At 70.4% G+C, this 21109-nt stretch carries 18 protein-coding genes; 9 read left to right on the forward strand and 9 right to left on the reverse strand.

All coding sequences use genetic code 11. The features are described from left to right. Position 1 precedes the first annotated feature (1 nt). The 7 genes from JQX13_RS09255 (at position 2) to JQX13_RS09285 (ending at position 8865) form a co-directional block, all read left to right on the forward strand. On the forward strand, positions 2-2149 hold the full coding sequence (locus JQX13_RS09255; protein ID WP_203411941.1) for a hybrid sensor histidine kinase/response regulator: 2148 nt from the start codon (positions 2-4) through the stop codon (positions 2147-2149). Further along, on the forward strand, positions 2146-3204 hold the full coding sequence (gene cheB / locus JQX13_RS09260; protein WP_203408679.1) for a chemotaxis-specific protein-glutamate methyltransferase CheB: 1059 nt from the start codon (positions 2146-2148) through the stop codon (positions 3202-3204). The genes JQX13_RS09255 and cheB overlap by 4 nt, the downstream gene beginning before the upstream one ends. Before the next feature lie 144 nt (positions 3205-3348). Further along, complete coding sequence (locus tag JQX13_RS09265; RefSeq protein ID WP_203408680.1) at positions 3349-5028, forward strand: ATP-binding protein; 1680 nt, start codon at positions 3349-3351, stop codon at positions 5026-5028. Positions 5029-5725: 697 nt separating this feature from the next. Beyond that, positions 5726-6397 (forward strand): hypothetical protein, encoded by a 672-nt coding sequence (locus tag JQX13_RS09270; protein ID WP_203408681.1) that lies wholly within the window; start codon positions 5726-5728, stop codon positions 6395-6397. Further along, positions 6394-7800, forward strand: coding sequence for a glycoside hydrolase family 1 protein (locus JQX13_RS09275; protein WP_203408682.1), 1407 nt, complete (start codon positions 6394-6396; stop codon positions 7798-7800). Before JQX13_RS09270 ends, JQX13_RS09275 begins: the two co-directional genes overlap by 4 nt. A 50-nt stretch (positions 7801-7850) precedes the next feature. Next, complete coding sequence (locus JQX13_RS09280) at positions 7851-8342, forward strand: PilZ domain-containing protein (protein ID WP_203408683.1); 492 nt, start codon at positions 7851-7853, stop codon at positions 8340-8342. Positions 8343-8379: 37 nt separating this feature from the next. Next, positions 8380-8865 carry a PilZ domain-containing protein gene (locus JQX13_RS09285; protein WP_203408684.1) on the forward strand — a complete coding sequence of 162 codons (486 nt, stop codon included), beginning with the start codon at positions 8380-8382 and terminating at the stop codon, positions 8863-8865. Here the strand turns inward: JQX13_RS09285 and JQX13_RS09290 are convergent. From JQX13_RS09290 to JQX13_RS09325, 8 genes are read right to left on the reverse strand one after another with little or no spacing between them, the layout of a single operon-like run. Continuing rightward, positions 8858-9739: a CheR family methyltransferase gene (locus JQX13_RS09290; RefSeq protein WP_203408685.1), complete on the reverse strand. Its 882-nt coding sequence runs from the start codon at positions 9737-9739 to the stop codon at positions 8858-8860. The genes JQX13_RS09285 and JQX13_RS09290 overlap by 8 nt on opposite strands. A gap of 26 nt (positions 9740-9765) precedes the next feature. Continuing rightward, on the reverse strand, positions 9766-10278 hold the full coding sequence (locus JQX13_RS09295; RefSeq protein ID WP_203408686.1) for a chemotaxis protein CheW: 513 nt from the start codon (positions 10276-10278) through the stop codon (positions 9766-9768). Positions 10279-10297: 19 nt separating this feature from the next. Then, the gene (locus tag JQX13_RS55305; protein WP_275424989.1) at positions 10298-11956 is read right to left on the reverse strand and encodes a methyl-accepting chemotaxis protein; all 1659 of its coding nucleotides are present in this window, start codon (positions 11954-11956) and stop codon (positions 10298-10300) included. 9 nt (positions 11957-11965) lie between these two features. Then, positions 11966-13672 (reverse strand): methyl-accepting chemotaxis protein, encoded by a 1707-nt coding sequence (locus tag JQX13_RS55310; protein ID WP_203408687.1) that lies wholly within the window; start codon positions 13670-13672, stop codon positions 11966-11968. Positions 13673-13714: 42 nt separating this feature from the next. Then, positions 13715-15325 (reverse strand): chemotaxis protein CheA, encoded by a 1611-nt coding sequence (locus tag JQX13_RS09310; RefSeq protein WP_239014638.1) that lies wholly within the window; start codon positions 15323-15325, stop codon positions 13715-13717. Between the two features lie 38 nt (positions 15326-15363). Beyond that, positions 15364-15999, reverse strand: a complete 636-nt coding sequence (locus tag JQX13_RS09315; protein WP_203408689.1) for a GAF domain-containing protein — start codon at positions 15997-15999, stop codon at positions 15364-15366. Beyond that, positions 15996-16379, reverse strand: coding sequence for a response regulator (locus JQX13_RS09320; RefSeq protein ID WP_203408690.1), 384 nt, complete (start codon positions 16377-16379; stop codon positions 15996-15998). The genes JQX13_RS09315 and JQX13_RS09320 overlap by 4 nt, the downstream gene beginning before the upstream one ends. Before the next feature lie 44 nt (positions 16380-16423). Further along, positions 16424-17587 (reverse strand): response regulator, encoded by a 1164-nt coding sequence (locus JQX13_RS09325; protein ID WP_203408691.1) that lies wholly within the window; start codon positions 17585-17587, stop codon positions 16424-16426. 546 nt (positions 17588-18133) lie between these two features. Between JQX13_RS09325 and cutA the strand changes: the two genes are divergently transcribed. Then, positions 18134-18460 (forward strand): divalent-cation tolerance protein CutA, encoded by a 327-nt coding sequence (cutA, locus tag JQX13_RS09330; RefSeq protein ID WP_203408692.1) that lies wholly within the window; start codon positions 18134-18136, stop codon positions 18458-18460. Between the two features lie 138 nt (positions 18461-18598). Then, positions 18599-20602 (forward strand): S9 family peptidase, encoded by a 2004-nt coding sequence (locus JQX13_RS09335; protein WP_203408693.1) that lies wholly within the window; start codon positions 18599-18601, stop codon positions 20600-20602. A 24-nt stretch (positions 20603-20626) separates the two neighbouring features. Here JQX13_RS09335 and JQX13_RS09340 read toward each other — a convergent pair whose 3' ends face one another. Next, complete coding sequence (locus JQX13_RS09340; protein WP_239014639.1) at positions 20627-21049, reverse strand: GAF domain-containing protein; 423 nt, start codon at positions 21047-21049, stop codon at positions 20627-20629. Between the last annotated feature and the right edge of the window lie 60 nt (positions 21050-21109).

Consider the following 21109-nt stretch of genomic DNA (forward strand, 5'->3'; position numbering starts at 1 on the left):
GATGGACCGGGACAGGCTCGCCCAGGCGTTGATGGCCACGTTCCTCGAGGAGCTCGAGGAGCACGTGGCCGCGCTCAACCGGGACCTGCTCGCGCTGGAGAAGAACCCCGCGCCCCCTCGCTTCGGCGAGCTGATGACGTCGCTGCTGCGCACGGTGCACAGCGTGAAGGGAGCCTCTCGGGCGGTGAGCGCGGGCGTCATCGAGATGGCCTGCCACCGGCTGGAGGAAGTCCTCGCGGCGGTGCAGCGCCTGATGCGCGCGCCCCCGGAGCTGATGGAGCTGTGCTTCACCGCCGCGGACGCGCTGGACGACGCGGGGCGGCGGCTGGCGCAGAAGCAGGACATGAAGGGCTCGCCGCTGGAGGCCCTGCTGCCCCGGCTGGAGGCGGCGGCCCGTGCCCCCGGGTCCCTCCGGCCCGCGCCCCCGGTGGCCCTGGAGCCGGTACGCACCACCCAGCCCGGGACGCCCCCTCCCTCAACTCCCCCGGAGGCTCCCGCCCCGGCAGCGGAGGGATTGCCGGTGCGCGTATCCGCCCAGAAGCTGGACGCCCTGCTGGCCCGGAGCGGCGAGCTGCGCGTGGCGGGCCTGCGCATGGAAGGCCGGGTGGAGCTGCTGGAGACGGTGCGCGAGGAGTTGCACCAGCTCCGCCTCCAGTTGAAGGGCGCGGAGGAAACGGCGGCGCGGCGGTTGGAGACGCGGCTGGCGCAGCTCGGCCGGGCGCTCGCGGCGGACCGGCGGACGCTGCTGCAGGCCACGAGCGGCCTGGACGAGGAGGTGAGGCGCGCGCGCACGCTGCCCTTCGCCGAGGCCTGCGCGGGACTGGAGCGCACCACGCGGGACCTGGCACACGCCGCGGGCAAGGAGGTGGGGCTCGAGGTGCGGGGTGGCGCGCTGGAGCTGGACCGCTCGCTGTTGCAGGGCCTGCGCGAGCCCCTGCTGCACCTGGTGCGCAACGCGGTGGCGCACGGGGTGGAGACGCCAGCGGAGCGGCGCGAGGCGGGCAAGCCCGAGGAGGGCCGGGTGACGTTGTCCGCGAGGCTGCGCGGGGGCCGGGTGCAGGTGATGGTGGAGGACGACGGGCGGGGGTTGGACCTGGCCAGCATCCGCGCGCGGGCGCGGGCCCGGGGACTCCCCGTGCTGGAGGACGCCGGGGACGTGCGGCTCATCTTCATGTCCGGCCTGTCCACGGCGGATTCGGTGACGGCCGTGTCCGGCCGCGGGGTGGGGCTGGACGTGGTGCGCTCGCAGGTGGAAGGGATGCGCGGCGGCGTGGACGTGACCTTCGAGCCGGGCCAGGGCACGCGCTTCGTCCTGGACGTGCCCCTCACGCTCAGCACGCTGCGGGTGCTGCTGGTGACGGCGGGAGGGCAGACCTTCGCGGTGGCGGGAGAGAGCGTGGAGCGGCTGTTGCGCCTGGGGCCCGGGGACGTCCGGGTGGTGGAGGGACGACAGCTGTGGACGGCGCCCCAGGCCCTGGTGCCACTGGCCACGCTGGCCACGGTGCTCGGCCTGCCCGACAGTGTGCCGCGCGCACGCCCCGGGGCCATGGTGCTCGGCTCGGGCGAGCTGCGCGCCGTGCTGGTGGTGGACGAGGTGGTGGCCGAGCAGGAGGTGCTCATCCGCGGCCTGGGTGCGCGCATCCGCCGCGCGCGCCACGTCACGGGAATGGCGGTGCTGCCGGACGGGCGCCTGGCCCCCCTGCTCAACGCCCACTCGCTGGTGCGCGCCGCCGAGGGCCGCACCGCCCCCTCGGGCCTCTTCCCCACTCCCGTCGAGAAGAAGGCCCGCCGGCGCGTCCTGCTCGCCGACGACTCGATGACCACCCGCGCCCTGGAGCAGAGCATCCTCGAGGCGGCCGGCTACGACGTGCTCGCGTGCGTGGACGGGCAGGAGGCCTGGGATCGGCTGCAGGCGGAGGGAGCCGAGGCCATCGTCTCGGACGTGGAGATGCCGCGCATGGACGGCTTCGCCCTCACCGAGGCGGTGCGCGGTTCACCGCGCTTCAACCGGCTGCCCGTGGTACTCGTCACCGCGCGCTCCAAGCCCGAGGACAGGGCGCGGGGCCTCCAGGTGGGCGCCAGCGCCTACCTGGTGAAGAGCGCATTCGACCAGACCCAACTGCTGGAGACCCTGAGGCAGCTCCTATGAAGCCCGACAAGCTCCGCGTTCTCGTCGCCGAAGACTCCCCCACCGCCCGGCGCCTGCTGGTGGAAATCCTGCGCGCCGACCCCGCCTTCGAGGTGGTGGGCGAGGCGAAGGACGGCCTGGAGGCACTGGAGCTCACGCGCCGCCTGCGGCCGGACCTGGTCACCATGGACATCCAGATGCCGAACATGGATGGACTGGAGGCCACCAAGCGCATCATGACGGAGGTGCCCACACCGGTGGTGGTGGTGTCCACACTGGTGGAGCGAGACATCCAGACGTCCATGGCCGCGCTGCGCTCCGGAGCGCTGGCGGTGCTGCAGAAGCTGGTGGGCCCGCAGGCGCCGGACTTCGAGGACGAGGCCCGAAGGCTGCGCGACACGGTGAAGGCCATGGCCGAGGTGAAGGTGGTCCGGCACTGGCCCACGCGCGAGGCCCCTCCCACGCCGAGTCCTCCGATGACGCCGGCCCGCAGGACCAGGCCCGCGCTGCTGGCCATCGCCGCCTCCACGGGAGGCCCCGCGGCGCTGCACCGCATCCTCTCGGAGCTGCCCGCCGGCTACCCGCTGCCCATCCTCGTGGTGCAGCACATCGCCCTGGGCTTCGCCCGCGGACTGGCCACGTGGCTGGACAGTGTGTGCCCGTTGGAGGTGAAGGTGGCCGAGGACGGCGAGGCCCTGCGTCCGGGCGTCGTCTACATCGCCCCGGATGATCGGCACCTCGGGGTGCGGGCCGACAGGTACGTGGAGGTGTCCAACGCGGCGCCGGTGGGCGGCTTCCGGCCCTCCGGCTCCTGGCTCTTCCGCTCGGCGAGCCGGGTCTTTGGCCCTTCCATGGCCGCCGCGGTCCTCACGGGAATGGGACAGGATGGTCTGGATGGTTTGCGGGAGGTGCATGAAGTCGGCGGCTGGGTGATGGCCCAGGACGAGGCCACCAGCGTCATCTACGGGATGCCTGGCGTGGCGGTGGCCGCCGGAATCGCCGATGAGATCCTCCCGCTGGGCGACTTCTCCCGGCGCTTCCGGGAGCTCGCCGGCCTGGAGGGCGAGCCGGTATAAGAGGAACAGGCACGCCGCGTGCGCCCGTAGTAATAATTATCTTCTGGTCGACGGTCGCCGGAATGCCCGGCAATCGGGCTAGACTGCTCCCAGGTGAAATGAAATGAAGAAGAGGAGAGCCCTTACGCCCGTTGTGGCGACACCATGAGTCTGCCCACGTCCGGATTCGAGATGGCGTTCAAGGCCCTGCCGGAACCGTCCTACCTCCTGGACGAGGCGGGCCGTCTGCTGGCCTGCAGCACGGTAGGCGCGAGCGTCCTGGGAATGCCCCCGGAGCTGCTCGCCGGCCAGTCCTGGGCCCGGTTGGCGCTCGGCGCCGAGGAAGCGGCCCTGCTGGAGTCCGGCAGGGCCGTGGCGCTGGCCACCGGAGCGCCGCACTCGGTGCAGGCCACCTGGCCGAGCGCGACGGGGGCCCGCCCCCATACCTTCTGCTTCACCCCGGTGGCTGACGGCTCGGGACCCGCGCGGGTGTTGGTGACGGTGCGTCCGCTCACCGAAGCGGAGGCCGTGTATTCGCGCGCCCTGGCGCTGGAGCAGGCCTCGCGCGCCGAGGTGGAGGCCGCCGAGCGCCGGCAGTCCTTCCTCTACCAGGCGATGACGACGCTCTTCGCCCATCCGCCGGATCCACAGGGCATGTACACGCTGCTGGCCCACCTGGCGGTGCCGGACCTGGCGGACTGGTGCCTGGTGGACGCGGTGGAGCAGGGCCCGTGGGTGTCGCGCGTGGCGGTGGCGCACCTGGACCCGACGCAGACGGAGCAGGCGAACGCGCTGTCCAGGCGCTTCGAGCGGCGCGAGGCGCCCGTGGGCGTGCTGCGGGTGCTGCACACCGGAGAGCCCGAGCTGGTCCCGGCGGTGACGGACTCCCTGCTGCGCGCGGCCGCCTCCGAGCCCGAGCACCCGGCGATGCTCAGCCTGCTGCAGGCGCGCTCGTACATGATCATCCCGCTGAAGGCGCGGGGGCACACGCTGGGGGCGGTGACGTTCGTCTCGGCGGCCTCGGGGCGGCGCTACGGCCCGAGCGACCTGGCGCTGGCGGAGGACCTGTGCGTGCGGGCCAGCCTGGCCATCGACAACGCGCGGCTCTTCGGCGAGTCGCGGCGGGCGACGCGGGCGCGCGAGGATCTGCTGGCGGTGGTGTCGCACGATCTGAAGAACCCGCTGGGAGTGGTGCAGCTGGCATCGGCGCTGCTGCTGCGGGGCGCACAGGGGAAGCCGGGCAGCGAGCAGGTGCAGAAGCAGGCGGGCCGCATCCAGGCGGCGGCGGACCGGATGGGCCGGCTCATCTCGGACCTGTTGGACTGGGGCCGGATCGAAGCGGGCGGACTGCCGTTGGAGCCGTCGGAGCAGGACCTGGCGTCGCTGGTGACGGAGGCGCTGGAGAGCGTGCGTCCGCTGGCGGAGGCACGGGGGCTGAGGGTGACGGCGGAGCTGCCGGACGAGGGCGTGCGGGTGAAGTGCGACCGGACGCGGGTGTTGCAGGTGTTCGGCAACCTGCTGGGCAACGCGGTGAAGTTCACACCGGACGGCGGGCAGCTGACGGCGGGAGCACGGGTGTTACGGGACGAGGTGCAGCTGTGGGTGAAGGACACGGGCACGGGAATCCGGCCCGAGGCGCTGCCGCACGTCTTCGAGCGCTACTGGCAGGCGAAGGACGCGGAGAGCCGGGGCACGGGCCTGGGGCTGACGATCGCCAAGGGCATCGTGGAGGCGCACGGGGGCCGCATCTGGGCGAGGAGCGAGTGGGGCCAGGGCAGCACCTTCACCTTCTCGCTACCGATGCACGGCAAGAGCGCGAGGCGGAACACCCACTCCGCCATGTAAGCAACTCCCTCTCCCTCCGGGAGAGGGTCGGGGTGAGGGTATCGAGGACCCTGAGTTCCAACCGCGCGGAGAGCCTTCTCCCTCGCATCATCCACGACGTTCAGGATGCGGGAAGACGATGGGAAGACCCGCTCCGCCAACCCGCCGAGCTTCAGGGCCTTCTCCAGCGTGTCCGTCCTCCGCTCGGTGACCCAGAAGTCCATGAGCCCCGCCCATGAGTTCTCGAGCGCGCGCAGGGCACTCGCCGCACTCTCTTCAAAGCGCGTCTCCGCCAACTTGGACGAGTTGCGAAAGACATACATGAAGTGGGCGAGCTCCAGCAGAGCCGGAGCACCCCGGCCCGATGCATGCACGGCATCCTCCAGCAAGCACTGAATCTCCGTGAGTGCCTGTTCCGAAGCGACTCCGGGCTCATCGGTCAACCGCAACAGCCGCGCGAGTTCCAATAGGTTGGGTGTGAAGGCGGGACATGCCCGAGCCAGAGCACGAAGCCGCTGAAGCTGCTCCGGACTCGCCTCGTTGGCAGAGCCAGCCTCCCGAGCCGCTCGCATCCAATTCAGCATCTCGGGAAGGTGGCCGCGATCCTCCGAGAAGACGTTTCCCTGTCGTACGAGAAAGGAGGGGGACAACCCCCGCTGAGAAACCGCGTGACCCGGGTTCCGGCGGCCCCGTCCGCCCGGTTATCGTGCGTGCGCCCATGCGCTCCCTCCTCTTCGCCCTCCTCGCGTTCTCCATTGCCGAGCCCGCGCACGCGCAGTGGGAGGGCGCCGACCCGCCCCCCACCCCACCCGCGCGCGCCCTGCCCGGCTCGCAGCTGCGCGTGGACCTCGGTGCCCTCACGGGCGGCTACACGCACGGAGGCGGCGCCTCGATGGAGCCCTTCGCCGCCCAGGCCGCCTCGGGCCACCTCCTGCTCGAAGGCCTCACCCTCGACGGCGGCGTCCTCTCCCTCGTGCCCCTGCAACGCGGCGGCGCGGGCGCCAGCCTCACCCTCACCGCCCGTGTCGGCTACACCGGCGAGCGCTGGAGCCTCGTCGGTGGCCCCGTGCTCGGCATCGCCTACTCCGCGCGACCCGTCCTCCAGGTGCTCCCCTCCGTGAAGGCCCTCTACCGCGTGGGCCCCGTGGACCTGCACGCGGGCCTGCTCGACCTGCACGGCCTCGTCCCCGCCCACCTCGGCGCCTCCTGGAAGGGGCTGGGCCTCGCGTACGTCCTTCCCCTCGGTGCCCGCGCCTGGGCGAGCCTCCCCCTCACCTCCACCCTGAGCCTGCGCGTGGAGGGCTTCGCCTTCCGCCTCGCCAGCGCCCAGTCCGCGATGCTCACCGTGGGCCTCACCGCCCGCCCCTCTTCTCCAGGAACCCGGCCATGAGCTCCCGCGCCCTCTTCCTCGGCCTCGCCCTGCTCACGAGTTGCAGCGAGCGCCCCTCCTTCGACCCGGCGACGGTGAACGCCACGCCCATCGGCAAGGGGCTGCCCCGCGACTTCCTGCTCGGCACCTCCACGTCCTCCCATCAAATCGAGGGGGGTAACGAGAACGACTGGGCCGAATGGGAGCGCGGCAGCTTCCCGGACGGCACGCCCCACATCAAGGACCGGAGCGTGTCGGGCCCGGCCTCGGACTCGTGGAACCGCTTCGACGAGGACGTCGCGCTGATGAAGCGCCTGGGCTCCAACGCCTACCGCTTCGGCATCGAGTGGAGCCGCCTGGAGCCCACTCCGGGTGCATGGAATACCGAGGCCGCCGAGCGCTACCGTCAGTGGGCCCACACGCTGCGCGCGCAGGGCATCCAACCCATGGTGACGCTCCACCACTTCACGCTTCCCACCTGGGTGGCCGCGGCGGGCGGCTGGGAGAACCCGGCCACCCTGGACGCCTTCGAGCGCTTCTCGGGGAAGGTGGCCGAGCTGCTCGGCGCCGACGTGGACTGGTGGTGCACCATCAACGAACCCAACGTGCAGGCGGTGTTCGGCTACATGGACGGCGTCTGGCCACCGGGGAAGCAGGACACCGTGGCCACGGCGAACGTGCTGGCCAACTTCCTGGAGGCCCACGTCCGTGCCTCGCGCCAGCTGCGCATCCACGACACGTGGGACGCGGACGGGGACGGCAAGGCCACGCTCATCGGCCTGGTGCACCATGTGCGCGTCTTCCAGGCCGCCAGCGGCTCCACCCCGGACATCGCCATCGCCGGCCTCACGGATGACTTCTTCAACGAGAGCATCGCCAACGCCCTGCGCACCGGCCATCTCTCGCTCTTCGTGCCCGGCTCCGTGTCGCTCGAGCGGGACATCGAGGGCCTGGAAGGATCCAGCGATTACCTCGGCATCAATTACTACACACGGGACCACGTCAGACAGGACACCTCGCCCTCCTTCTCCCACAAGTACGTACCCACGGGGTACGACACCAACGATCTGGGCTGGGAGCTCTACCCGGAGGGCCTCTACCTCTTCCTCAAGAGGTACGCGGCGATCGGGGTGCCACTGGTGGTGACGGAGAACGGAATGGATGACCGGACCGGAGAGCGACGCCCCTACTACCTGCGCAGCCACCTGTACGCGGTGGAGCGGGCGGTGGCCGAGGGGGTGCCGGTGAAGGGCTATTTCCACTGGAGCCTGCTCGACAACTTCGAGTGGGCGGAGGGCTACGAGCCGCGCTTCGGGCTGTTCCGCGTGGACCGGAGCAGCGCGGAGTTGACGCGTCAGGCCACTCCCGCGGTGGAAACCTTCCGGGAGGCCGCGCGTAACCTGGGGTTGACACCCACTCCCTGATGGCGGGAGTGCGAAAATCTCAGTAAGAACGACCAGACAGGAGTAACACCATGGGCGTGATCCAGTTCATCGACGAGTTCCGCGCGCTCCACACGAAGGCGCGGCAGGGGAAGCTGGGTGAGACCGAGCGGCCGGCCTACCTGGCGGCGCGCGAGCAGTTCGCGCGGGCCCTGTTGAACGCCCAGGGCCTGATGTTGGACGGGGCCGAGGCCCGGCGGCACTACCGCGTGGCGCACCAGCTGCCGGTGGAGCTGCAGATGGCCTATGGCAACGTGTGGACGAACACGCTGGACATCTCGGCGGGTGGCTTCTCCGTGATGCTGCCGCACGCGGTGGACGTGAAGGAGCGGCCGAGCGCGCTGCTGTACCTGCCGGACGGCTCGACGCTGGCGGGCCGGGTGCGGGTGGTGTCCCAGTTCCAGAGGGCGGACAAGCACCGCGCCTCGTTCGCCTTCCTGGATCTGACCGAGCGCGAGTGCGAGCTGCTGGAGGGCTTCCTCATCGACTTCGCGCTCGAGCGGGTGGGCATCACCGCTCCGTAAGGGCCTCCGCCCGACCGGAACGCCACGGGGAGTCGTGATGAGCGCCAATCTGTGGGTAGAGCAATTCCGGACGCTCCATTCGCATGCGCGCAAGGGGTCGCTGCCCGAGGACGAGAGACGGCGCTACATGGCCGCGCGGGAGCAGTTCGCGCGAGCGCTGACGGCGGCCCAGGGCATGCGCCTTCCACCCGGGCAGTCGGCGCGCCGGACGTTCCGCATCGCACAGGGACTGCAGGTGGACCTGAGCTTCGCCACCGGACCGATGCGGACGCTGACGCTGGATGTGTCGGTGGGGGGCTTCTCGGTGATGCTGCACAAGCCGCCCTCCGAGTCGGAGGAGCCGGGCTTCACGCTGCGCCTGCCGGGCAACCTGGAGCCGGTGACGGGCCGCGCGAAGCTGGTGTCCTCGCAGCGCAAGATTGGGACCCACCGCGTCTCGTTCGCCATCCAGGGGCTCGCCGAGAAGGACGCCGAGCGGCTGGAGACGGCGCTGTTCGACCTCGCGCTGGAGCGCATCAAGTAGGGCCGCCGCCCCCCGCGGGCTGCGAGGACTTCGCGCAATAGATGTTGGGAGCCACGCAGCGAGCGGGCTCGGCGCCGCCGGTGAGGCTCTCCGCGTGCCCCAGGAAGAGGTAGCCCGTCGGCTGCAGCCGGCGCAGCAGCGAGCTCAACACCTGCGCCCGGGCCTGGGCCCCGAAGTAGATGAGCACGTTGCGGCAGAAGACGAGCTCGAAGGGCCCCTCCGGCCAGCCGCGCTCGTCGTTCAGGTTGACGCGCGCGAAGCGCAGCACCGCCCGCAGCTCCGCGCCCGCCTTCATCCACCCCTCCTGGCTGCGCACCCCCTTGAGCATGAAGGTCCGCAGCAGGGGGCGGGGGATGCTCGCCGCCCGCTCCACCGGCCAGAGCCCCTGCTTCGCCCGCTCCAGCGCCCAGGTGGACAGGTCCGTCGCCAGCACCTCCAACTCCCACCCCGAGCCCGGAGGGAAGTGCGCGAGCAGCGTCATCGCCAGCGAGTAGGGCTCCTCACCCGTCGAGCACCCCGCGCTCCACACCCGCGCGCGACGGGCCATCAGCCCCTGCGCCGCCCGCCGCGTCCACTCCGGGAAGACGCGCTGCCGCAGGAACTCGAACTGCCCGGGCTCGCGGAAGAAGTGCGTCTCGTTGGTGCAGAGGCAGTCCAACATCCGCACCCGCTCCGCCTCGTTGCCGCGCATGCAGACGAACCGGTAGTAGGCACCGAAGGACGTCAGCCCCAGCGCCCGCACCCTCCGGGACAACCGCCCCACCAGCAGCGCCTGCTTCGAGGGGCCCAGGTGGATGCCCGCCTCCCGCTCCACCAACGTCTGGAAGAGGGAGAACTCCCGCTCCGTCAGCGGGAGCGGACCCACGCCGGACACGAGTGGCTCCGAGGAACCGCCCCCCCTCATGCGCCCCCACCGGCCGCGGCCCCCACCAGTCCCAGCAACTCCTCCGCGGACAACATCCGGTCCAGGTCCAACAAGAGGATGAAGCGCTGCTCCTGCCGGCCCATGCCTCGCAGGTAGTCCACCGGCGTGCGCGTGCCGAAGGCGGGCGGCGGCTCGACGTCGTCCGGCCCCAGGTCGAGCACCTCGCTCACCGAGTCGGCCAGCAGCCCCAGCGTGGTGCGCTCGCCGTCCATCACGGCCTCGACGATGACGAAGCACGTCCAGCGCGTGATGGGACGAGGACCCAGTCCCATCTTCACCGCCAGGTCCACCACGGGCACCACCCGGCCGCGCAGGTTGATGACGCCCAGCACCGAGGAAGGCATCCCCGGCACCCGCGTGATGGGCACGTGCTCGATGATCTCCCGGATGCGCAGCAGCTCGATGGCGTACGTCTCGCCGGCCAGGGAGAAACCCAGGTACTGCGCCGGACGGGTGACCTCGGAGAGGGTATTCGTGTTCGGGCTCATGGGGGGGAAGACCTTCATCCTAGAAACGCTTGAAGTCGTGACCCGGCGTGGGCGCCATCTGCATCGGCAGCGCCTGCGCCACCACCTTCAGTCCCTGCGCGGGCGAGTGCACGGGAGGGGGCGTCGCGGCGGGCCTCGGCACGTGTACCGGCTGCACCGCCCGCCCCGCCTCCGCCACTCGGAAGAACGTCATCATCTGCTGCAGCGACTCGGCCTGCGCCGCCAGCTCCTCCGCCGTCGACGACAGCTCCTCCGCCGCCGACGCGTTTCGCTGCGTCACCTGGTCCACCTGCACCATCGCCCGGTTCATCTGCACCACTCCACTCGCCTGCTCCCTCGACACCGCCGCCACCTGCTGCACCAGCTCCGCCGTCTTGCGAATCGACGGCACCAGCTCCTTGAGCAACATCCCCGAGCGCTCCGCCACCTTCACGCTGCTCCCCGCCAGGCTCCCTATCTCCTTGGCCGCCTTCTGACTCCTCTCCGCCAGCTTCCTCACCTCCGAGGCCACCACCGCGAATCCCCTCCCGTGCTCCCCCGCCCTCGCCGCCTCCACCGCCGCGTTCAACGCCAGCAGGTTCGTCTGGTAGGCAATCTCCTCCACGATGGAGATCCGCTCCGCTATCGCCGCCATCGCCTCCACCGTCTCGTTCACCGCCAGCCCACTCTCCTCCGCGTCCGCCGCCCCCCTCATCGCCATCGCCTCCAGCTGCTTGCTCGTCTCCGCGTTCTGGCTGATGGACGCGCTCAGCTGCTCCAGGCTCGTCGTCGTCTCCTCCACCGACGCCGCCTGCGTGCTGGTCCCCTGTGACAGCGCCTGCGCCGCCGCCGCCACCTGCCCCGATGCTCCCGACAACGAGCCCACCGCTCCCCTCACCTCTCCCAGCACGCTTCCGAAGCGCTGCACCATCTCCCTCATCCCATCCATGATCCGCGCCGCCTCGTCGCGCCCCCTCACCTCGATGCTGGTGGTGAGGTCTCCCGAGGCCAGCTTGCTGGTGAGCCCCATCGCCTCCTGCAGGGGCCGGACGATGCTGCGCGACAACAGCCACGCCAGCAGCACCGCCAGCACCGGCCCCACCACGCCGCCTCCCACCAACATGAGCTTCACCAGTTTCACCCCGCTCCTGGCGACCTCGCTCCGCTGATCACGATGGATCTGCTCCTCCTGGTGGATGGCGTTCGCCAGCCCCCCCATGGACTCCACGAGCTTCTGTCCCCGGGCGTCCCTGACGTACGCCACGAGCTGCTCCATGGACGCACGTCCGGCGTCCACATCCCGGCGCAGCGCCACCTGGCGCTCGGCGTAGGGGAGGAACTTCTGATGGTACTGGTCCAGCAGTTGTTGCAGCTGTTCCTGCTGGTGCGGGTTGTCCATCGTCAGCGCCTTCACCGTGGAGTGGCTCTCGAGGAACTCGGACTTCCGTTGAGGCACGAGCTCGAGGAAGGCATCGTCACCGGTGAGCGCGAAGCCGTGTACCCGGGCCTCATGATCGCTCAGGGCGATGCCCATGTTCCGGACTTCCAACAAGCCCTCGTAGGAGCGGTAGTTGTTCGCGGCCGAGATCACCAGACTCTGGAAGAGAACGAAGGTTCCCCAGGCGACCGCGGCGAGCAACGTGACGAACGTGCCGAACCCGAGCTGCAGCTTCCGAGTGATGCTGACGTTTTCGAACATGGAGGACCCCTAGAAGCGCTTGAAGTCGTGGTCCGAGCTGGACGACGCGCGCTCGGGGACCGCCGGGAATGACGACGTCGGCAGCTGCGTCGGCATCGCCTGTGCCACCGCCTTCAGCCCCTGCGCGGGTGGGGGCATCGGGAGGTGCGCCGGCGCGGGCCTCAACGAGCGCGCCGGCTGCGCCATCCCCTGCACCGCCCGCCCCACCTCCGCCACCCGGAAGAACGTCATCATCTGCTGCAGCGACTCGGCCTGCGCCGCCAGCTCCTCCGCCGTCGACGACAGCTCCTCCGCCGCCGACGCGTTTCGCTGCGTCACCTGGTCCACCTGCACCATCGCCCGGTTCATCTGCACCACTCCACTCGCCTGCTCCCTCGACACCGCCGCCACCTGCTGCACCAGCTCCGCCGTCTTGCGAATCGACGGCACCAGCTCCTTGAGCAACATCCCCGAGCGCTCCGCCACCTTCACGCTGCTCCCCGCCAGGCTCCCTATCTCCTTGGCCGCCTTCTGACTCCTCTCCGCCAGCTTCCTCACCTCCGAGGCCACCACCGCGAATCCCCTCCCGTGCTCCCCCGCCCTCGCCGCCTCCACCGCCGCGTTCAACGCCAGCAGGTTCGTCTGGTAGGCAATCTCCTCCACGATGGAGATCCGCTCCGCTATCGCCGCCATCGCCTCCACCGTCTCGTTCACCGCCAGCCCACTCTCCTCCGCGTCCGCCGCCCCCCTCATCGCCATCGCCTCCAGCTGCTTGCTCGTCTCCGCGTTCTGGCTGATGGACGCGCTCAGCTGCTCCAGGCTCGTCGTCGTCTCCTCCACCGACGCCGCCTGCGTGCTGGTCCCCTGTGACAGCGCCTGCGCCGCCGCCGCCACCTGCCCCGATGCTCCCGACAACGAGCCCACCGCTCCCCTCACCTCTCCCAGCACGCTTCCGAAGCGCTGCACCATCTCCCTCATCCCATCCATGATCCGCGCCGCCTCGTCGCGCCCCCTCACCTCGATGTGGGTGGTGAGGTCTCCCGAGGCCAGCTTGCCGGTGAGCCCCACCGCCTCATGCAGGGGCCGGACGATGCTGCGCGACAACAGCCACGCCAGCAGCACCGCCACCAATGGCCCCACCAGTCCTCCCGTCACCAGTATCCGCGCAACGGAGTGCGCCTGATCGTCGGTCTCCTCGATGAGACGACGGCGCTGCTCCAGCACGTCCTGCCGGAGGAGCGCCGACACGCCGGACATGCTCTCCAGGCTCTTTCCTCCCTTGTCCTCCTTCACGTACTCGACGAGCTGCTCCAGGGGGACACGGCCCGCGTCCACATCCCGGCGCAGCGCCACCTGGCGCTCGTAGTGGGAGAGGAACTTCTGCTGGTACTGGTCCACGAGCTGTTGCAGCAACTCCTGCTCACGCGGGAAGTTGGCCGTCAGCACCTTCAGCCGGGCAAGGGCCTCGAGAAACGTGGCCTGACGCTGGGACACCGGCTCGAGGACGTCCTCGTTGCCCGTGAAGGCGTACTCCAGCGCCCGGTGCTCCATGTCCATCACGTTGATGTGGATGGCCTGCAGCTCCAACCGCACATCATGCGAGCGGTAGTACCCATTATTGCTCACCAACCTATCGAAGAAGGCGTAGGACCCCCAGATGACGGCGGCGAGCAACACGACGAGGAATCCAAATCCGAGCTGCAGCTTCCGGGAGATGGTGAAGTTCTTGAGCAGCATGGGTGTCCTTCGAGAGGTTTGAGGATCCAGACCATCAGGGCTTCAGCCCATGACGGCCCGCTGGCGGATGGCCGTGCGCAGCAGGGTGGGCACGTCCAGGACGAGCCCCACGCGACCGCTGCCGAGGATGGTGGAGCCGGACACGCCGGGCAGGTGGCGGAAGAGCCGGCCCAGCGGCTTGAGGACGCACTGGCCCTCGCCATACAGCGCGTCCACCACCAGGCCCGCCCGGCTCCCACCGTGGCCCAGCACGACGACACTCTCCCGGGCCGGCATGGGGCCCTGCACCCCCAGCACCTCGCGCAGCCGCAGGTAGGGCAGCGAACGGCCTCGCAGGCTCAACACGCCCGCACCGGACTGCCCGTTGCGCTCCGCGGGCAGCTCCAGGCACTCGCGCACCGCCGCCAGCGGCAACACGTACGTCTCCTCGCCCACGCCCACCGAGAAGCCCTGGATGGTGGCCAGCGTCAGCGGCACCCGCAACGTCACCGTGGTGCCCTTCCCCTCCTCGCTGCGCAACGTCACCAGGCCCCGCAGCGCCTCCACGCTCCGGCGCACCACGTCCATGCCCACCCCGCGCCCGGAGACCTCCGTCACCGCCTCCGCCGTGGACAGCCCCGGCACGAAGACGAGATCCTCCAACTCCTCCACCGTCATCCGCTCGGGCTCCATCCCCAGCGCGAGCGCCTTCTCCCGCAGCCGCGCGTAGCGCAGACCCCGGCCATCGTCGGACAGCTCCACCACCAGCGAGCCCGGCTCGTGGAAGGCCCTCAGCACCAGCGTGCCGCACGCCTCCTTCCCCGCCGCACGCCGCTCCTCCGGCGTCTCCAGCCCGTGGTCCACCGCGTTGCGCACCAGGTGCAGCAGGGGCTCGCGCAGGCCCTCCACCAGCGCCGTGTCCACCTCCACGTCCTCACCCTCCAACACCAGCCTCGCCCACTTGCGCTCCACCCGCGTCAGGTCGCGCACCGTGCGCAGGTGCTGCCGGAAGAGCGGACCCACCGGCACCATCCGCACCCGCATCACCTCTTCCTGCAGCTCCTCGTGGAGGCGGTCCGCCTCGCGGTGCACCTCCAGGGCCTCCTCGGCCGTGCCCGTGCTCAGCACCTGCGAGAGCCGCGTGCGCGCGATGGCCAGCTCTCCCGTCAGGATGGCGATGCGGTCCAGCTTCTCCACGTCCACGCGCAGCGTGCGCCCGCGCCGCCCTCCCACCTCCACCGCCGACTCCTCCGCCGGCACGGCGTACACCACCCGCGGAGACTCCCGCTGGCGCAACGACTCGCAGCAGGCCCGCAGCCGCTCCACCAGCCCCTCGTCCTCCTGTGCCGGCCGCTCCTGTCCCGCCAGCACCGCCTGCAACAACTCCCGCAGCCGGTCCACCGTCGCCAGCAGCAGCGTCACGTGCTCGTCGGACACCGGCAGACGCCGCTCCAGCAGCGTCTCCAGCACGTCCTCCAGCACGTGCGCCACGTCCGTCATTCCGGAGAGGCCCAGCGCGCCCGCCGCCCCCTTCACCGTGTGCGCGCCCCGGAAGATGGACCGCAGCCGCTCCTCGTCCGGGTGCTCCTCCAGCGAGACGAGGGTCTCCTCCATCTCGGTGAGGAGCTCCCCCGACTCCTCCGCGAAGGTGGCGAGCAGCCGCTCGCGATCCATTTCCAAGGTTCTCCCCCTCTCGGGAAATCGCCGCCCGCTCAGGATGGCGTGCCGGCGGCGATGCCGCGCGCGCAGTACAAGGCCCTCGCCCCTTCCGTCGCGAGCAGCTCCAGCAGCTCGCGGTCCTCGGGCTCGAGGCGGGGTTTGTGGGGCAGCAGCCCGAACAGCACCATCATTCCCAGGACGTGGTCGCCCAGCTTCAGCGGCACGCACGCGCGCGGGCCCTCCGTCCCGCCCTGCGCGCACGACTCCTCCATCAAGTCCCCCAGCCAGCACGCCCCGGTGCGCGCCGCCTGGCCCAGGGGATCATCCCCCAACGGCAACCGGCGGAAGCGATCCGCGTCGATGCCCAGGGAGACACGCAGCACCAGCTCCGCGCCCCTCGGCTCCAGCTCGAAGATGCCCAGCGCCTCCGAGCCCACCAGGTTGACGAGCAGGTCCTGGAGGATCTCCAACAGCGCCAGGGGCTCGAGCGACTCGTGCAGCCGCTGGGCGGCCACGCGCAGGCGCACCAGGTGGGCGAGCTCCGCCTCCACCAGGTGCTGGCGCTGGGCCCGCCACTGCTCGTCCTCCTGGAGCCGCGCGAGCGATGCCCGCAGTCGCTCGTTCTGCTCGCGCAGGGAGGCCAGCTCCGTGCGCAGCATCTCGTTCTCCCAGCGAAGCTGCTCCCTCATGCGCGCCGCGCCTCTTCCAGGTGGCTGCGCACCTTGGCCAGCAGCTCCTCACCATCGAAGGGCTTGGTGATGTAGTCGGTGCATCCGCTCTCGAAGCCCTGACGCACGTAGTGGGGCTCGCCGCGGGTCGTCACCAGGATGATGGGGACGTCCTTCGTCTCCGAGCGCGAGCGCAGGGCGCGGCACGCCTGGAAGCCATCCATGCGCGGCATGAGCACATCCAGGAAGATGAGGTCCGGATGCTCGGTGGAGGCCTTGTCGAGCGCCTCCTGGCCATCGCGCGCGGTGAGCAGCTCATAACCGCAGTGGGACAACATCATCCGGTGCAGCAGCAGCACGGTGCTCGAGTCGTCGACGAGGAGGATCTTCTTCCTGGGCATGACATTCCTCCGAAAAGGAGATGATGGGGGGGAAACCGCGGGGCTCAGGCGAGGCTGCCGCTGATGAGCTCGCGCAGCTGCATCAGACGGCGGGGGCTCATGCCCAGGAACTGGATGCCCATGCCGAGCGGATACGAGGCGGTGCGGCGCGAGGCATAGGGATTGGACCAGGAGACGAGGCCGGGGCCCTCGAGCACCTCGCGCGTGGTGGGCAGGTGGATGCGCAGCTCGAGCGCGGCGCCGGGGCGGGCGGGCACCAGGGTGCGCACGAAGAGGGCGCCCGGACTGAGCGCGCTGGAGTAGCAGGAGGACCAGGAGAAGCCGCCCAGCTCGCGGTACTCCACGGGGCACACGAAGGGCACGCGCTCGTCCACCTGGAGCCCCACGGCGTTGCGCTGCAGGAGGCCGTTGATGCGGGCCAGCAGGTGACGCGGCGCCAGGGTGCGCGCGCTCAGCCACACCTGCCCGAGCATCGGCAGCTCCGCGACGTCGCTGTCCGTCACCACCACGGTGTGCACCCGCCCCAGGCGCGTCTCGGTGCGCAGACGTTCCACCCGCATCATCTCCTCCACCGAGTTGACGCGGGAGCGCACGAGCAAGAGGTGGAGGGGCTCGCCGTACTCGGTCACCAGGGCCATCGCGCGCTCAGGGGTGGGGGCGTACAGCAGGTGATGACCGCACGCCTCCAGGTTCGCCCCCAGACCGTCATGCGTGCCCGCCGCCTCTCCCACCAGCATCACGGTGCGCGGGCCGCGCCGCTCCATCTGCCGGGCCGTCGGCTTGGGAACCCTGTCACACAGCACGTCGATGCGCGCCTGCAGCTCGGTGATGCGCACGGGGCCGAGCATGCAGTCCTCCGCCCCGCCATTCACACACGCCTCGAGCAGCTCCGCCGGCGTGCTGTCCTCCACGATGACGAGGATGGGCACGTCCCCATGGAGCGGATGGCCGCGCAACGCCGCGCAGCCGGGCCCGCCGTCCGCCGCCAGCACCCGCCAGTCCACCAGCACCATCAGGGGCCGGCACCGGCCCAGCTCGCCTCGGGCCGCCAGCAGGTTGTCCACCGACACCACCTCGCAGCCGACGGCGCGCAGCAGTGTCGACAAGGTCAGCCGGAGCACCTTGGCTTGATCGACGAGCAATACCTTCCGGGACGACTGCGCGGAGACTCCGGACTGTTGTGGCAGCACATGTGTGGCGAGTGGCATGGTGAGACTTCTCCCATCCAGTTTGAGACGGTTTCGACCCGACCCCCGCTCCGCTCCCCCTACTCCCGGACTCCTCGACGGGTGCGAGGAATCAGCGAGCACTGCGCGAAACTGAGATGAAAGGGAATACGGGAAACCGAGCTTGCCCGCCTACCCGGGCCAGATTCAAAGCCTCATCCATGGAGGCTAGCGAACACTCACCTGTCAATGCAGGGTGATGTCTGCCATTTCCGCCGGAAGAACAGGCGAGTACATCGTCATCCATCCGACGCTGAATTGCCCTCACGAGTGGTCGGACACGGCCCTACCGGAGGCCGGTTGCCTTGCAGTCCACAGTCGGCGCGAAACCTGTTCAGGAAATGAAAAACATTCCATGTCGCGTATTGGGAATGATTCACCCGGACAACAATCTCACAACCTGAAATGTGGTTCATGTCATGAATTAGCGGCCCTTACGCGCACGCGAGCGGACAGGCTGACGGGAACGCCGTGGGAGAACCCACACAACCGCCCGGGCGCGGCGAAGGTGCGGTATGCGTGGAGCCCATGACCGATGCCATCGTCGTCTTCGTGACCGCGCCCACGGCCGACAAGGCCGCGGAGCTCGCCCGCCTGCTGGTGGAGGAAGGACTCGCCGCGTGCGGCAACGTGGTGCCCGGCCTGCGCTCCATCTACCGGTGGGAGGGCAAGGTGCACGACGAGTCCGAGGTGCTGCTGATCCTCAAGACGCGCGCCCCCCTCTTCGAGGCGCTGCGCGAGCGCGTGGTGGCCGTCCACCCCTACCAGTGCCCCGAGGTGCTGCGGGTGGACGTGCGGGAGGGCCACGAGCCCTACCTCCAGTGGATTCGCGACAACGTCCGTCAAACCCCCTGAGCCCGCCGGGTCGACGGCCGTTGAGCAAAATGCAACACTTTCCCCCGAGGGCGGGCTGCCGCCCCCGGCACGACGCGTCGTTCCGGCGTGCTAGACACGAAGCCCACTCCACTCTCGCTCTCCAAGGAAGGCCTGTTCATGACGCTCGCAAGTCGGGAGGCTGCCTACGGCTCATGGAAGTCCCCCATCTCCGCCGACATGATCGCCACCCAGACGCTCTCGCTGGGGGAGATCGCCGTCGATGGGGATGATGTGTACTGGTTGGAGGTCCGCCCCGGTGAGCGGGGACGGCACGCCATCGTACGGCGCACCGGGGATGGGGCCCACACGGACATCCTCCCCATGCCGGGCGAGGGCCGGCCGACGTACAGCTCGCGCAGCCTGGTGTACGGCCAGGGGGGTGGCTCCTTCGCGGTGTCCGAGGGGCTGGTGGTCTTCGTCAACCACGCGAGCACCGGGGCGCACGTGGATCAGCGGCTGTACCGGGTGAACCCGGGCCGCACGCCGGTGCCCATCACGCCGGACATGGGCGGCAAGCACCGCTATGGGGACCTGGTCATCGACCGCTCGCGCAACCGCGTGCTGTGCGTGCGAGAGGACTGGCGCAACCTCGAGGACGGCCAGCCGCGCGTCTCGCTGGTGGCGGTGGACATCGACGGGCAGAAGCAGACGGTGCTGGCGCAGGGACGCGACTTCTACTCCTCGCCCGTGATGAGCCCCAATGGCCGGCGTCTGGCGTGGCTCGCCTGGGACTACCCCTGCATGCCGTGGGACGGCTGCGAGCTGTGGGTGGCGGACGTGGACGAGGACGGCGCGCTGCACCACCCGAGGCTGGTGGCCGGCGGCACCACCGAGTCCATCTTCCAGCCCCAGTGGTCCCCGCAGGGCGAGTTGTACTTCGTGAGCGACCGCAACAACTGGTGGAACCTCTACCGGTTGCAGGGGCGCAGCGTGGTGCCGGTGCTGGAGAGCCGGGCGGAGTTCGGCACGGCCCAGTGGAGCCTGGGCATGTCCACGTACGCCTTCATCTCGCCGCGGCACGTGGTGTGCGCCTTCAACGAGCAGGGCCAGTGGAAGCTGGGGCGGCTGGACGTGGTGCTCGGCCAGTTCGCCGAGCTGCCCACCCCCTTCACGGACATCTCCCAGGTGCGCGGGGGCTTCGCCATGGCGTACTTCGTGGGGGGCGGACCGGAGCAGCCCGCCTCCGTGGTGCGCCTGGACATGGAGTCCTGCAAGCCGCGGGTGCTCAAGGCCTCCAGCCGTCTGCCCGAGGAGCTGACGCCCTACCTGTCGCGCTGCGAGCCGCTGCACTTCCCCACCACGGAGCTGGGCGAGGCCCACGCCTGGTTCTACCCGCCCCGGAACCCGGACCACGCCGCGCCCGCGGGTGAGAAGCCGCCCCTGCTCGTGATGAACCATGGCGGCCCCACGGGCTCGGCCTCGACGAAGCTGGACTGGACCATCCAGTACTTCACCAGCCGGGGCTTCGCGGTGGTGGACGTCAACTTCCGGGGCAGCACCGGCTACGGCCGCGAGTACCGCCTGTCGCTGTACGGCAATTGGGGTGTGATGGACGTGGATGACTGCGCCAACGCCGCGCTGCGGCTGGTGCAGGAGGGCAAGGTGGACGCGAAGCGGCTGGTGGCGCGCGGCAGCGGCACGGGCGGCTACACCACCCTGTCGCTGCTGGCCTTCCGCGACATCCTGCGCTGCGGCACCAGCATCGGCGGCATCGCCAACCTGGAGACGCTCACGGAGCAGTCGGACAAGTTCGAGGCCCACTACGTGGACCAGGTGCTCGGACCCCTGCCCGAGTCCAAGCAGCTCCTGCAGGACCGCTCGCCCCTCTTCCACATCGACAACATCAAGCGCAGCCCCCTGCTCTTCATCCAGGGCCGGCAGGACACCCGGGCGCCCCAGCGCGAAACGGAGGAGATGGTGCGCAAGCTGCGCGCCAATGGCGTGCCCGCGGCGCTGCTGACGGTGGACGGCGAGCCGTACGGCCCGCGCACCAACGCCGACCTCAAGAGGGCACTGGAGGCCGAGCTGTCCTTCTACTCGCGGGTGATGGGCCTGACCCTGGCCGAGCCGCTGGAGCCGGTGGTGCTCGAGCCGGCGATGGCCGAGCCCCCCCGCCGCTGAGCGCCGCGAGGAGCGCGGCGGGCCTCAGAGATCGCAGGGAGGCAGCGTGACGATGGCGTCCATCAGCGCCCTCGTCACCTCGGCGGAGAGCCGCCCCTCGAACAGGAAGGCGAGGCCCACCACGGCGAGCACCTCGCCGGCCGCGTCCAGCAAGGGCAGGGCCACCGAGGCGTGCAGGGCCCGCGCCCCCCTCAGGACGCGCCCGCCCTCGTCCATCAGGACGTCGCCCGTCTGCACCGGCCGCCGGGTGGCGAAGGCGAGTCCGACCATGCCCCTGCCCTGGGGGATGATGCGCACGGCGTCCACCACCGGGGGTGGGATGTTGAGCGTGGCCACCAGTTCCAGCGTCTCGCCGCGCCGCAGGTGGACGGTGCCGGCCATCACACCCTGCGCGGAGGCGAAGGACTCCAACCACGGCTGGTAGGGCGGCTTTCCGGTCATCTCCATGATGCTCCTCCCTGTGCGACCCCTCCCCCGGCCGGAAGGGGAGGCATTCCTGCTTCTTCT

Origin of the sequence: Archangium violaceum, assembly GCF_016859125.1 — a bacterium.
GTDB classification, from domain to species: Bacteria; Myxococcota; Myxococcia; order Myxococcales; family Myxococcaceae; genus Archangium; species Archangium violaceum_A.